Raw genomic sequence first — 14096 nt, forward strand, 5'->3', positions numbered from 1 at the left:
TGGAAATATAGGTTTTGATTTGTTATAAAGTCAATATTCCATGAAAAAAAATACAAATTAAATTGATTAATGTTTTTGGAACTTATTCAATAAGACTTGCTTAAGACTAGCTCCATTATATCAATTAGGTTGTTGAAAAACCATCCTCCAAAAACCGTTACTCTTGCCGCAACTGCAAGCTTCTATAAAATCCACCCAGACGTTCACTCATGTCGTGAGCATCAATGAACAATATGGCTCACAGCTTTGAATTCCAATACTCTACAAAAGATTTATACCCTCGCATATCGGCAAAGTATGCTACTAGTTGCTCGCCTTTAAGCTTATATGAACTGACAAACTCAACATCATCACGACACGCTTTTTTTAATCGATGGTTGCCATCGATTATTTCAAACACTCCCGGTCGTATTTCCACCTGAAGTATAGGCCTGGTAATATCCACCTTTGGCAAATGATCCTCGTTTACCGAACCACGATTATGTGTCTTAAACCACTCGGTAACCTTGATCAACTCTGTTTCAGCCTCAAGCTTCCCTGCCGTGATTTGTTCCAGGATCTTTGAAATATTAAAGTTGAAAATTCCATTTGGATATATTTCATCGCCAACACTAGTTGGAATTGGCATATAATTTTTATTAAGTTTGAGCTTTCTGCTTTTATTCATCCTCAACAAGCCTCTCGCATTCAGACCGGTTTATTTACAGTTACCTTCGAGTATGACAATTGGATTCAGTCCCGCTCCGTACCCACTTGTTTGTCTTCCTAGGTATGAAATTTCTCCTCCACTTAGAGTTTGGGTATCTTTTGACACACTTAAGTCTAACTTCTCAAAGCAATAACGAAAGGGTCTTGTCGGTAAATCCAGTTGTTCTTTGCAACAATACTTGCTATATCTCTGTAGCCGATGATATGTTTGGTCTTTAATATTGATAATCCTCGCCATAGAATTGGTCCTTTTTTTAACCTCTGAAACAATTCTTCTTCGAAAACTTTGTTATATTCATATGTAATAAATTCTTTCATTGAAGTTCCACCGTCAGTAACTAATATACCATATCCATTTTCCTCACAATACCTTTTCAAGTTATTGTATTTTTGAAGATTCAATTCTAAAACCATATGAAATCTCGGTTTTACTTCTATAACTGCGCCTCTTCCGTCTTCTAATACGAAAAAAATGTCTGGAATATAGTTTCTTTGTTTGAAATAGTAATACGGAATTTTGAATGGTTGTACGTTAAAGAAAACTACTTTTTGGCTGTTTTCTAATATTGTTAATATTTCTCTTTCCATTTGAGACTCATACTGAATTCTTCTATCCATCTTACTGCTGTAGAAGTCTCCGCTAATAGACAACTCATTATATCAACGTTTACTTCTCTTACTGGCATAATATTTAAATAATCTTTCTCCGTTAAGATACTAACATTTTCAAACCAATGAATCCGGTTTCCTATTCTAGTATCAAATGATCTGTTTTTCTTTCGGATTTTATTATTATCTAGAAGCCTTCTGTTTAATTCATCAATAAAATTCTCATAGCTATCTTGAATACCGTTCTCATATTGCTTTCCAATAATTAGCTCAGTAAGCAATTTAATAAGTACTTGAGTATTGGTAGATTGAAACCCATAATATAAGAGCAAAATAAATCTTTTTTCAAAATCGCTATCATCTGGTCTTAAAAAATAATTAATTATTAATTTCAAGTCAATTAGTTCTCTATTGCTATTTTCTCTGAATGCTTTAGTTAGTCGACAATTTTCAATATTTACAATTTGGCGTACTCTTTCCCTACTCAAGCCATATTTTGATGCAATAATTTCTAAGATAACCCTTTTATCTCCATAAAAATTAAAACGCATTTTTAAGATTTCATTATTTCTTTGGCTTTTCTTGATCCCGTTTATTCCTTCAATTAATAACTCCATAAACTGATTAGCCAAAGCAGAATATTCTTCCTTAAGTTCCTCACTTAATTCAATCTCTAGGCTACAGTATTGGTCAATTTCTTTGTTGGTTAGATTGAATAACAATTTATATTGAGCCCTTAATTCTTCTACTTCATCGCTAACCTCAGTATCCGAAGTACCTTCTTGTAATGTGTATTCAGTCCTGATGACAGAATCCATTTGCACTTTCAGCATTTCTTGCCGCCTGAGTTCCTTTTCTTGCTTTCGCTGTATCTTAAGCAGTTCTCGACGCTTGCGTTCTTGTGCTCGTATCATCTCAATCTGCTCTAGTCGCTTGGTTTCACCTTCTTGCTTTCTTTGCATCTCTAGTCGTTCACGGCGTCCGCGTTCTTCCTCTTGCTTTCTTTGCATCTCCAGCAGTTCTCGGCTTCTGAATTCTTCTTGCTTGCTCTGTATCTCTAGCTGTTCTTGGCGTCTGCGTTTCTTTCCGAAAAATAAATTAATGAAACTGAATAGAGCCATATCCTGCCCCCACATATATTTCTCAAACTTTATTCCTTCTAATTGCACAAAAACTTGTACCTTGTTTTATTATTACATATAGATGCCAAAAATCCTTTAATAGCCTCAAATAATTTACCTTTCATGGAAAATATTATTATAAACCTGCATTACAAGCGTAATGACTCTTAAGTGCCCAAACAGCACATGCAGATCAAGCTGATCTTTGTCCCCTCTTCGTGATATGCGCCTAAGCATTCCGGGAGGGCCCTGCCATCCTTTTGCCAATGGATTTTATAAGTTTTCCCTCGGGTGGAAACATAGAGTTCGCCGCCCGACGCTACTACCGCCCCGGCTACCACGCGCAGGCCATTCCCCAGCGCTCCTCTGGTGGGCAATCTTAAATACTTAGAGGATCTGAGGGGCCTGTTGATGGAAAACAGTTCGGGATCCAGGCCGCTACCATGATCCTTGACATAAAAAAACTCCCCCCCATAACCAATTTCACAATCTCCGCCTAGACCTAGGGCATTGTCCACCAGTTCCTTGCAAACAACATGGATAATTTGCTTTTAGGCACCCCTGCCTTTTGGGGCAGTGTCTCCATATTTCTGAACAATTTCCAGTCTTCCCGTTCAAATAGCATGCTCTAAATTCATTCCTTCTCAAAGAAATTACTGGAATATAATATGTTCAGGCTTCGAAAAAGGTCAGACAACTTGGCAAATTACTCTGAAGCAATCCGTCCACTTGTCATGAAAGTGAAAGGAGCTGCCTTTTCATGAATGTCCTCAGACATCATTATAAGACAGCCCCCAATAATCTGTACTAAATTCCAATACTGCTTACAATTTGCCTCCTATAACAGCCAGCTGTAGTCCTGCCTGCAGTCTGCCACAACGTCCACGCAGACATTTTCCCCTTTTATTTGGTAAATCAGCAAGTATCGCTTTGCCATTAGAAGCTTAAGATATTTGCCTGCCGGTACCAGCGGATCGGAAAGCCAAGAGTTCCGCTCCGAAAATTCCTCCAGAAATTTTGCCTTCGCGCTGAACGTAAGAGACAAAAAAATACCGAAGACTCGTTTGCACTTTCTTCGGCATTATCATGCGACATGGCTGTATGAAAATGATGTACAAGACCAATCGAAAAATCATCGAGCTCCAACAAGAAGAAAGTAGATAGAACTAAGAGCAGAATACGAAAATAGACCATTTATTATGGTCTATTTTTTTGGTCGGCATTTGGTCGGCATTTAGTCAACATTTGGGGTTTGACCCGCCTACCTTAAAAGGCTGAAAGCCTTGATATTACTGGTCGGAGCGGCGAGATTCGAACTCACGGCCTCTACCACCCCAAGGTAGCGCTCTGCCAAACTGAGCCACGCCCCGACTTACTCCCTCACGAAGAAGGCTTTTAAAGGATATCATATTAGGGCCAACAACGCAACCCTATGTTTGGCCAATTACTTCAATCTTTCTTACCCCATCAATTTCCCCAAGCCCTGACAAAAGATTTTCTGGGGTATCTGCCATTCCCGCGGTTTCCAGGGAAACCGAGACATTGGCAATGCCTTGCAATGGAATCCCTTGATTAATGGTTAAGACGTTGCCTTTGACCGAAGCAATAAAATTAAGAACATGAGAGAGTACTCCTGCTTTGTTCTCAAGGATCAAGGAAATCGTAATAATCTTTTCTCGGCTCGCCTCGTAAAAAGGAAACACGCCATCCTTATACTTATAATAAGCGCTTCTGCTCAGCCCTACCCGTTCCACCGCGTCGTTGATCGTATATACATCTCCTTTAACAAGGAGTTCCTTTGCTTTTGCGGTCTTCAATATGGCTTCCGGCAAAATATTTTTACTGACGATCAAAAAATCATTTGTCTTGCCAACCACCAAATCGCCCCTATCTATCTCAGCCATTATTACTTATAATCTTCTGACATATTATAAGCTGGTTTGTGTGAGTTTGGCAAGAGAACACTTGTTTACCACTGAGACACATGTTGGATGTAAGTCCCCCTTCCAAGGTTGAACTAAACTCCATTCCTAAAACCTGACTAATGTGCATTACTTCAAAATAGCCGCTTTGCTGTTTCCCTTTTGCCAACTGCATCAAACAGGCGGGACACTCTGTCACAACGACATCGACGTCCGTGCCTTTGATGTTCTTGACCTTTTCGGCTAAAATATTTTGGGCAGTTTCCGGAAAATCAAGATAAAATGTACCGGCCCCGCCACAACATTTGTCCGCCTGAGGCATTTCCACATACTCCGCTACTCGTTTTAATAGTTCTCTCGGCTGTTTCTTGATCCCTTGTCCCCGCACAAGATGACATGGATCGTGATAAGTGACTTTCAAAGCGCTCTTGCGGTTTGGCTGATAGTCGATTTCATAAAGATATTCACTTAATCCCATCACCTTTTGACTAAACTCCTGCGCTCTTTCAGCCCACTGGGGATCAGCGGCTAGACGATGTCCATACTCTTTCAGGGAACTCCCACAACTGGCACAATCCGTAATGATTCGATCCACATTCGCAAAAGAGACAATATTTTTCTTGGCCAAAGTGTAGGCTTGATTTGCCATACCATGGACCAACTGGGGCATTCCGCAGCAGACACTCTCAGAGGTGATGACCTCAGCCGTCTTGTTCAGCAACTTCATTGTCGCCTGGGATGCCGCTGGGAAGAACATCTTCATCGCGCACCCCTGGAAATAGGCAATTCTAGCGTGATGCGGCATTTTGGGGCGTGTTAGTTCCGGAAAGGAAGGGAAGGCAGCAGGACCCATAGCCATTTCCTGAAAGTGGTTTTTTGTGTGTTCAATCGGCACTACGCTCCGCAGCAGTCCGTTTAATCCAGCTTTCCGGCTTAATTTCAAAGTCCCAGCCGTCAGTCTGATGAGCACATTGTTTCCAAGGAGCACTGCAATAAATTGGTGCTTAATCCGTCGTCCCAACTTCTCAGCTGTGTATTGCCGAGCCTCAATCATAACCTCATCCGTTTTGACTTTGCTCGGGCAATTCTCCGTGCAAGCCTTGCACAATAAGCAAAATTCAAAGGCAGTTACGATCTTAGAATCGGCGGTTATTCCACCCTCAATCATGGCTCTAACCGTGGCGAGCTTGCCTCTGGCTACTGCCGTTTCCCTGTGATTATCAGCATAAACAGGACAAACGCTCAAACAGGCACCACAGCGATCACACTGGTTAACTATTGCTTGGATCTTATCAAGTGAACTAGCCGCATTCCTTTTCACAAGCATCCATCCATTCTCAGAAGATCTTTCCGGGGTTAAGTATCCCTGACGGATCTAGGGCTTTTTTGATGCTACGGATCGTTGCCACACCCGTTTCTCCCAAAGCATCTGTAATATATTCTTTTTTTGTAATCCCGATCCCATGTTCGCCGGACAGCGTACCGCCCACAGCCAAGGCTGCTCTAAATATTTCGCCAACCGCTAGGTCCACTTTTTCCTTTTCCCCTGGAAGGCTCAAGTCTACAAGAAGGGAAGGGTGTAAGTTCCCATCCCCAGCATGACCATAAATAGCCATTTGCAAATCATATTTTACCGCAATTGCCCGCAATCGTTTTACAATTTCCGGCAATGCATTGCGTGGTACGGATATATCTTCGGCTATTCGATTCGGAGCAAGAGCCGCAACTGCTGAACTCAAGCCTCTCCTCAAACTCCAAAGTTCGGTTTCTTCCTCTTGGGTCATAGCAATCCGAAATTGTATAGAGCCGTACTCTGCGCATATTTTCTGGACTCCCCCGGTTTGTTCCTCTAAACTTGTCTCGCTGTCCCCATCAAACTCAAAGATGATGCCAGCCTTGACGTTGGGATCAAGGCTAAAATTTCCAAATTTAGCCACAGCCTGAAGACTGATCTGATCCATGAGTTCCGCGGCTACCGGAATGGTACCCGATTTAATTGCTCGGCTCACCGCTGCACAGGCTCCCTCTAAAGAATCAAATAGAACCTGGACCGTTCGCCACCTTTTCGGCATAGGGATCAGCTTCAAAATCGCCTGAGTGATGACTCCCAAGGTGCCTTCCGAGCCCACGAACAACCGGGTCAAGTCATAACCAGTCACATTTTTAATCATCTTACCTCCGGTTTGGAGCACACTCCCGTCAGCCAAAACGACCTCAAGTCCCATCACATAATTCCCGGTTACTCCATATTTAACGGCCCTCGGCCCGCCAGCATTTTCCGCAATATTTCCCCCGATCGTGGAATGTTTCAGGCTGGAAGGATCAGGTGGATAAAACAACCCCCGTTGAGCGCAATACAGATAGATATCCTGAGTCTTAACCCCTGGTTCAACCGTAATTGTCAAGTTTTCGCCATCAAACTCAAGAATCTTATTCATCTCATCGAGACACAACACGAGACCACCATTGACCGGGACACTTCCTCCGGTACGCCCACTGCCCAGCCCCCTGGCCACAACGGGTATTCGGTAAATATTAGCAAGTTCCATAATTCTGGCTACTTCTTGCGTCGAATGAGGTTTCATCACCAAATCCGGCTTAGTTGCCGGAATCAGCGGTAAGAACGAAGCGTCATAAGAGTAAGTAAATAGGTCTAGATCTTCAATTAAGATGTTGTTTGGTCCTACGATTTGGGAAAACTCGTCTATAACTTTCTTGTCCATCATGTTCTCTCCCCTGGGCTCTCCCGTAGCTTAGCAAAAACTTCAGTCATGTCTAAGCACCCTAGTAATAACAAATTTCATATTGATATTGATATTGATATTGATATTACTAACCCGTACTGAGAGTATTTCCTACCAACACCCCATCTAAAATCTTGGCTCCTTTACCTCGTTCCAAAACCGTAACTGGGTTGATATCCAGGCTTAAGAGGCTGTCACCCGCTTCCACAGCTAATTGACTCACGCCCAAGAGTATCTCGACCAAGGCTTCTTGATCAACCGCCGGTCTTCCTCTGACCCCGTTCAAAAGAGCGGCCCCTTTAATATCCTGAAGCATTTTCTGCGCGTCCGCTCTACTTAAAGGCACGGGTTTCAAGACCACGTCTTTGAGAACTTCTACAAAGATCCCACCCAATCCGAACATGATCTGCGTACCTAACACCGGATCTCTTTGTAAACCAATGATTACCTCGACTCCCGGTGGCACTTGTTCTTGCATGAGGATACCATTGATCTTGGCTTGGGGATTGTACACCAGGCCACTAGCCATAATTTCAAGAAACTTAGCTTCTACTTCCTTAGCCGAACTGATATTTACTGCAACTCCACCCGCTTCGGTTTTATGCAAGATATCAGGAGAATCTATCTTCATGACTACCGGGTAGCCCATTTTTTCTGCTATAGCAACCGCTTCTTCACCGCTCGTAGCGACGTATTCTTTGGTAACTGGGAGCCCGTAAAGTTCTAATAATTCCTTCGTTGCGTGTTCACTTAAAGCTTGGCTACTTTCCTTAAGAGCCAATTGGATTTTTCCTTGTCGTATTTGGTTTATTGCATCTGCCTCAGGTGCTTTCCAATTACGTTGAAAATTGCCATAACGGTATAAAGCCCCCATAGCTTTAGCTGCCCGTGCTGGAGAGTGATACAAGGGAACTCCGGCCTCCTTTAGAACATCAAAGCCCGGTTTAGCTACTTGGCCAACACTCCAACTGACAACTAATGGTTTCTCTGTCCCTAGAGCAGCTTCGACAATATCTAGGCCAATTTTCTCCGCCAGTTTTCCAGTAGCCATCGTGATTGCGACGATCAGCATATCTAATTCCTCAGAAGCTAAGAGGATTTTCAGACATTTCTTAAACTCTTCTCCTTGGTTAAGAGATTGAGCTGTAACATCAATAGGGTTTTGGGCGCAACCAAAAGAAGGGATGACCTTACGTACCTCTTCCTGTAAAGCTTCGCTTAAGGCTGGCACTTGCAAACCCCATTCTTCTGACCGATCAGCAAGCAAGATTCCTACTCCACCTGACATGGTGACAATTCCTACCTTGGCTCCATGAGGTAGTTTGCCAGGCACAAAGGCTTGGGCTAAGTCGATTACATCATCACTGTCCTTAGCCTGGATGATCCCCATCTTATCAAAGTAACTTTTATAGGCTGCTCCGGAACCAGTTAAGGCAGCTGTATGAGTGGCTGCCGCCTTTTGACCACTGGCAGAATTACCGACTTTTAAAGCGATCATTGGCTTTCCAGCCACAGCTGCTCTTTCTGCAGTTCTTTTGAAGGACTCTCCGTCCCTTAAGCCTTCCAAGTATGTAAGGATTACTTTCGTGTTCGGGTTTTCCACCACATAAGCTAAACCTTCACCAGCTGTTACATCCGCTTCATTGCCTGTTGTGATAACAAAGTTAACACCAACACCGGCCTCTTGCAGTAAATTAAACAACATAAAACCGACAGCCCCACTTTGGGATACTAAGGCTACTGGACCCCTCTTGATGCTATCTACTTCCATCGAAGCACTGAAGGAAGCAATCAGTCCAGCAGAAACATTCAGGATACCTAAGCAGTTAGGGCCAATTAAGCGCATCTGGAATTCTTGGGCGATCTTGTTAATTTTATTTTGGATCCCCTTACCTTCCGCGCCTGTTTCAGCAAAACCCGAAGAAAAGATGACCGCTCTTTTGATCCCTTTGGCACCGCAATCCCTTAAAATCCCTAGTACCCGAGCTGCAGCCACAGCAATCAGAGCCAAATCTACTTGGTTTGGAATAGCCCCTACCGAAGAATAACAGATCAATCCCTCAATCTCTTGGTACTTTGGATTAACCGGATAAATCTGTCCGCGATACTTATGTTTTAATAAGTATTTTAGGATTTTTCCATTAATAGTCTTAAAGTCCTGACTAGCTCCAATAATGGCTACACCTGTAGGTTCCATGAAATAGCGCATTTTGTTTCCCCTCTCCAAAGTCTATTATATTCACTGAAATGATCTCGAAAGCCCACCAGTTATTCGGCAGGCTTCCAAGCTTAACACCTGATAAATTCTGATGTTGTTCTGGTTATTATCTAAGTATATTCTTCTAATCCGTATTAGACATTGATCTCTTTAGTATTCATGGATCTTGTCTGAAACCGCTGCCATAAGTAGACAACTATTAATACTGTAATACCAAGTGTATCTGTCAGCAATCCGGGCTTAATTAGGCCAAAGGCCGCTACCAACAATAATATTCTCTGTAAACTATTTGTAGTTTTTAGCATATAACCCTGTACTGCGCAGGCTAGTGCAATTACTCCTATAGTAGCAGTAACAAGTGCGCCTATAACCTCACCTAGACCACCTTGGGCTATTAGGGCTGGGGAATAAATCCACATGTAGGGAATAATAAACCCAGCTGTGGCTAAGCGAGCTGCAGTCCATCCCACTTTACTTGGACTACAACCAGCTATCCCAGCGCCTGTGAAGGCCGCCAAGGCCACAGGAGGAGTGACGTTAGAGATGTTGCCAAAGTAGAATACGAACATGTGAGCTGCCAGAGGTGCGATTCCCAGTTTGAGTAGAGCAGGGGCGGCAATGGTAGCACCTACGATATAGACCGCCGTGGTAGGCATTCCCATCCCTAGGATTATGGCTGTAATCATCGTCAGAACCAAAGTGGCAAATAAGTTGCCCTGAGATAACGCAAGCATATTATCTCCTAGGGTAATGCCTAGGCTGGTCAGGGAGGATACTCCAACGATGAAACCCACGACCGCCGTGGCAATAGCTACGCCAATGCTCCCTTTTGCCCCCATTTCCAAGGCAAGCAAAAATCCGCGCCAGCTCATCCGCGTCGATTTGCGCAAGAAGCTTGCCCCAACTGCAACCAAAATTCCGTAGAAAGCCGCATAAGTCGGAGTTACACCTTGAATAAGCAGGTAAACAATTGCCACGAGCGGGATTATGAGGTGTCCCCGCTCTTTTAAGACTACTTTCATTACGGGTAATTTGTCACGTGGCACACCCTCTAATCCAGTTTTAAGTGCTTCTAGGTGAACCATGGCGAATACCGCTAAGTAATAGAGAAACGCAGGGATCAGCGCTGCAATCATAATACTTTTATAGGGGATATTTAAAAATTCAGCCATGATAAACGCCGCAGCACCCATGATTGGGGGCATGAACTGACCTCCTGTGGAGGCAACAGCTTCCACGGCCGCAGCAAAATGAGGCTTATAGCCGATGCTTTTCATCAAAGGGATAGTAAACGCACCGGTTGTAGCTACGTTAGCTACTGCGCTACCACTAATCGTCCCCATAATTCCACTGGCAACCACGGCGACTTTGGCGGGTCCCCCCGGTGAAGTTCCAGCCATGGCCATTGACGAGTCATTAATTAGCTTAGCCATCCCCGTTTCCCCTAAGAAAGCACCGAATAAGATAAATAGGAAAATAAACGTGGCCGAAACACCCAACGCGACACCAAAAATCCCTTCCGAACCTACGTACATATGGGCAATAATTCGTTTAAGGCTGAAACCGCTGTGCCCAAAAGAACCCGGTACGTGTTCACCAAAGTAAGCATAGAGGAGAAATATTACGCCAAGGATTGGCAACTCTGGGCCTAGCGCGCGCCGTCCTGCCTCAAACACAACCAGAATACCCAACGCACCCATAATATAATCTCGGGTAATCGGCAGACCACCACGCAATGCTAATTGCTCGTTGGCAAATACCATATAGAGACCAGCTACCAAACTAAGAGCGATCATTACCCAGTCAAAAATGCCCGGTTTACCCTTCATTCCTTTCTTACGAGCAGGATAAAGTAGGAAAATCAGTACCATGACAAAGGTCAAGTGAATAGAGCGTAACTTAATGGCCTCTAGTGCACCAAAACCCGCTACCCAGAGGTGAAAAAGGGAAAATGAAACAGCTATTGTAGAGATCAATAACCCAATTTTCGATTTGGCACCAAACTTCCGAACTTGAGATTCCTTGTCGTATTTTTCCAGCATTTCCTGGACAACTTCTTCGGAGGCGATTTCATCTGCTGATATTCTAGTAACTGGTTTGTCGCCTGTATTTTCTTGTTCGTCCTTCATACAGTTAAACCACCTTCTTTACTTCATCACACCGATTTCCTTGAAGTACTTAATTGCACCTGGGTGCAACGGCACGGTACCCATCCCTTTGTTAGCATCTTCTTTCTTAATGTTCTTAGTGATGGCGTGGGCATTTATCAGATCCGGTATGTTTTCATAAATGCTTTTTGTCAGTTTATAGATTAAATCCTCACTGAGATCAGCTCGAGTCAGTAATAGATTGGCTAAGGCTACCGTGTGCACATCTTCATCCTGCCCCTTGTAAGTGCCCTTGGGTATTACATATTCGTAATAGAATGGATACTTGGTTATAATTTCCTTAATCATATCCGGTTCAAGAGAAATAAGCTTGACTTCGATAGAATTGGAGACATCCATAATAGCTGCTAAGGGCATAGCACCAGAGAAATTAGCGGCATCGACCTGCTTATTTTTTAGCAATTCGCTCGCTTCAGTAAATCCAACATAGTCCGCTTTTACATTACTCTTATCCTTCTCCCAAAAATTCAGCCCGTAGACGCCAACGACTTCTTTAGAGTTGGTTACAGTCCCACTCCCGGTGGCACCTGGCGCAAATCTCTTTCCATTAAGATCCTTAAGTGAGTTGATGCCTGAATCCTTACGTACTACAATTTGCGTCACATTAGGATATAGGAACGTCATACCACGTAGATCTTTGTTGGCCCGACCTGTAAATGTATCCTGGCCTTCGTATGCATACACTCCAACATTGGCCATCGTAAACGCAACATCCGCTTCCTTCTGTTGTAAAAAGTTCATATTTGCTGCACTTGCCTCAGTTGACTGAGCCGAAGCTTTAACCCCTGGAACCTTGTCAGACCATATCTTAGCCATGGCATTTCCTATCGGATAGTAGGCACCGGAAGTAGTTCCTGTGGCAAGGTTTATTTTCTGTATTTTTCCTGTATCAGCTTGGTCTGAACCTGCAGGGGCTTTAGCAGTTTGACTTCCACATCCTGTCATGAAAAGGGTTATACCCACAACCATTATTAAGCTAAGTAGTTTTCGCATCAAATTTGCCCTCCTTCTTTATTACCACAATACTTAAAATATTCAGTTATTTGTGATTATAACCCTCCCTTCCTTTTGAGAGAACCTCATATTAACACCGTCATAGGGTAGTAACTACCTTATGTCGTGATGGTGTTCGCATTTTTTATTTTAGAAAGGTCAACATAACGGATGCAGCAATCAGAGTACCTATTACACCTGCTACGTTTGGACCCATAGCATGCATCAGAAGATAATTTTGGCGATTTTCTTCAGCACCTACTTTATGTACGACCCTAGCAGCCATGGGCACGGCAGAAACCCCCGCTGCCCCGATTAGGGGATTCATCTTCTCTTTTAAGAAAAGATTCATAAACTTCGCTAATAGAACCCCTGACGCAGTAGAAACTGCAAACGCAAATAATCCTAGAACAAATATGAATATAACATCTCGTTTGAGAAATACGTCTGCTGTCATTGTGGCGCCTACGGAAAGGCCTAACAAAATAGTCACAGTATTCATAATTTCGTTTTGAGCGGCCTTCGTAAGCCTTTCAACGACGGCTGATTCCTTAAACAAGTTACCGAGCATAAACATAGCAATTAATGAGGCTGAAGCAGGCACTATCAACATAATTAAAATTGCTGTAACGACCGGAAAAACGATCTTTTCCATTTTGCTGACCGTACGTAATTTCCGCATGACAATTCGTCTCTCAGCCTTAGTTGTCAGTAATCTCATGATAGGCGGTTGAATAATGGGGACCAAAGCCATATAGGAATAAGCCGCCACTGCCACCGGCCCAATCAGATAGGGCGCTAAATGAGACGTAAGATAGATCGTTGTCGGGCCGTCTGCTCCGCCGATGATAGCTATCGACGCTGCTTCTTTCATGTCGAACCCAAAAAGCAGAGCCGTAAAAAAAGTTAAATAAACTCCTACCTGGGCACCACCACCGAGCAGTAATGTTTTGGGATTAGCAATCACCGGACCGAAATCTGTCATCGCTCCTAAACCAAGAAAAATCAGGGGAGGAATGATCTCCCATTCTATTCCGAAGTGATAAAAAATCCAGATAAGTCCGCTGTCCGGCTTCATCAAATATGTTAGGGGTAAATTAACCACTAGGATTCCAAAGGAAATTGGTAATAATAGAAGGGGCTCGAAGCCTTTTTTAATTGCTAGATACATAAGAACAAAGGAAATTAACCACATAAACAAATTGCCGAATGTTAGATGAAAAAAGCCACTTGAAACTATCAGTTCCTCTAATACCTTCTCCATGAATTAAACGACTCCTCTCTCCTTTAACCAGGCTAAACCGAGCTCTTTTGCAGCATAAATTGTTATTTAACCCTCCCCAAGTTTCTAACAGTAAATTTAATTCTCGACTTTTGCTGCTTTTTTCTCAATTAATCTAACGACAATTGAACTAATCTGAACTGTAATTTGCAGAATAAACATGACCAGCATCACAATACTTACTCCACTAACAAAAATCTTGATAGCTAAATTCCAATCAATCACTACTATTTCCCATCCTTTCCACCATAGCTTGATCTAATCTCGCTCTGCTTCGGTGGGGGTAAACTCCCTCACCGAAGTCTCGATGTTCAACTTTGCTGAACAGTTC

General features: G+C 43.1%; 12 protein-coding genes and 1 tRNA gene. All 13 read right to left on the reverse strand.

The features are described 5' to 3' along the window. Positions 1-238: 238 nt before the first annotated feature. The gene (locus tag E4K67_RS13250) at positions 239-667 is read right to left on the reverse strand and encodes a hypothetical protein (protein WP_243454457.1); all 429 of its coding nucleotides are present in this window, start codon (positions 665-667) and stop codon (positions 239-241) included. A 155-nt stretch (positions 668-822) separates the two neighbouring features. Beyond that, a complete protein-coding gene (locus E4K67_RS13255; RefSeq protein WP_206752196.1) occupies positions 823-1296 on the reverse strand; it encodes a TnsA endonuclease N-terminal domain-containing protein in 474 nt (157 codons plus the stop codon). After that, a complete protein-coding gene (locus E4K67_RS13260; RefSeq protein ID WP_135547440.1) occupies positions 1278-2486 on the reverse strand; it encodes a sigma factor-like helix-turn-helix DNA-binding protein in 1209 nt (402 codons plus the stop codon). The genes E4K67_RS13255 and E4K67_RS13260 overlap by 19 nt, the downstream gene beginning before the upstream one ends. Before the next feature lie 119 nt (positions 2487-2605). Next, on the reverse strand, positions 2606-2956 hold the full coding sequence (locus E4K67_RS13265; RefSeq protein WP_243454458.1) for an ATP-binding protein: 351 nt from the start codon (positions 2954-2956) through the stop codon (positions 2606-2608). A 775-nt stretch (positions 2957-3731) separates the two neighbouring features. Beyond that, positions 3732-3808 (reverse strand) — tRNA-Pro (locus E4K67_RS13280). Between the two features lie 60 nt (positions 3809-3868). Continuing rightward, positions 3869-4342, reverse strand: coding sequence for an ACT domain-containing protein (locus E4K67_RS13285; RefSeq protein ID WP_199242538.1), 474 nt, complete (start codon positions 4340-4342; stop codon positions 3869-3871). Next, on the reverse strand, positions 4335-5681 hold the full coding sequence (locus E4K67_RS13290) for a (Fe-S)-binding protein (protein ID WP_158408472.1): 1347 nt from the start codon (positions 5679-5681) through the stop codon (positions 4335-4337). Before E4K67_RS13290 ends, E4K67_RS13285 begins: the two co-directional genes overlap by 8 nt. A 16-nt stretch (positions 5682-5697) precedes the next feature. After that, on the reverse strand, positions 5698-7086 hold the full coding sequence (locus E4K67_RS13295; RefSeq protein ID WP_135547446.1) for an FAD-binding oxidoreductase: 1389 nt from the start codon (positions 7084-7086) through the stop codon (positions 5698-5700). A 106-nt stretch (positions 7087-7192) separates the two neighbouring features. Continuing rightward, positions 7193-9313, reverse strand: a complete 2121-nt coding sequence (locus E4K67_RS13300) for an acetate--CoA ligase family protein (protein WP_135547447.1) — start codon at positions 9311-9313, stop codon at positions 7193-7195. A gap of 143 nt (positions 9314-9456) precedes the next feature. Next, positions 9457-11451 (reverse strand): TRAP transporter permease, encoded by a 1995-nt coding sequence (locus E4K67_RS13305; protein ID WP_135547449.1) that lies wholly within the window; start codon positions 11449-11451, stop codon positions 9457-9459. An 18-nt stretch (positions 11452-11469) separates the two neighbouring features. After that, positions 11470-12483, reverse strand: a complete 1014-nt coding sequence (locus E4K67_RS13310; protein WP_135547451.1) for a TAXI family TRAP transporter solute-binding subunit — start codon at positions 12481-12483, stop codon at positions 11470-11472. A 145-nt stretch (positions 12484-12628) separates the two neighbouring features. Continuing rightward, positions 12629-13747, reverse strand: coding sequence for a sodium ion-translocating decarboxylase subunit beta (locus E4K67_RS13315; protein WP_135547453.1), 1119 nt, complete (start codon positions 13745-13747; stop codon positions 12629-12631). 96 nt (positions 13748-13843) lie between these two features. Further along, the gene (locus E4K67_RS30380; RefSeq protein ID WP_206752197.1) at positions 13844-13990 is read right to left on the reverse strand and encodes a hypothetical protein; all 147 of its coding nucleotides are present in this window, start codon (positions 13988-13990) and stop codon (positions 13844-13846) included. Positions 13991-14096: the final 106 nt, after the last annotated feature.

Origin of the sequence: Desulfosporosinus fructosivorans (genome assembly GCF_004766045.1) — a bacterium.
Lineage (GTDB): Bacteria > Bacillota > Desulfitobacteriia > Desulfitobacteriales > Desulfitobacteriaceae > Desulfosporosinus > Desulfosporosinus fructosivorans.

Bases quoted from the DNA above. Each gene is read 5' to 3' on its own strand.
- E4K67_RS13250 (WP_243454457.1), bottom strand. From the start codon at position 667: ATGAATAAAAGCAGAAAGCTCAAACTTAATAAAAATTATATGCCAATT.
- E4K67_RS13255 (WP_206752196.1), bottom strand. From the start codon at position 1,296: ATGGAAAGAGAAATATTAACAATATTAGAAAACAGCCAAAAAGTAGTT.
- E4K67_RS13285 (WP_199242538.1), bottom strand. From the start codon at position 4,342: ATGGCTGAGATAGATAGGGGCGATTTGGTGGTTGGCAAGACAAATGAT.
- E4K67_RS13295 (WP_135547446.1), bottom strand. From the start codon at position 7,086: ATGATGGACAAGAAAGTTATAGACGAGTTTTCCCAAATCGTAGGACCA.
- E4K67_RS13300 (WP_135547447.1), bottom strand. From the start codon at position 9,313: ATGCGCTATTTCATGGAACCTACAGGTGTAGCCATTATTGGAGCTAGT.
- E4K67_RS13305 (WP_135547449.1), bottom strand. From the start codon at position 11,451: ATGAAGGACGAACAAGAAAATACAGGCGACAAACCAGTTACTAGAATA.
- E4K67_RS13310 (WP_135547451.1), bottom strand. From the start codon at position 12,483: ATGCGAAAACTACTTAGCTTAATAATGGTTGTGGGTATAACCCTTTTC.
- E4K67_RS13315 (WP_135547453.1), bottom strand. From the start codon at position 13,747: ATGGAGAAGGTATTAGAGGAACTGATAGTTTCAAGTGGCTTTTTTCAT.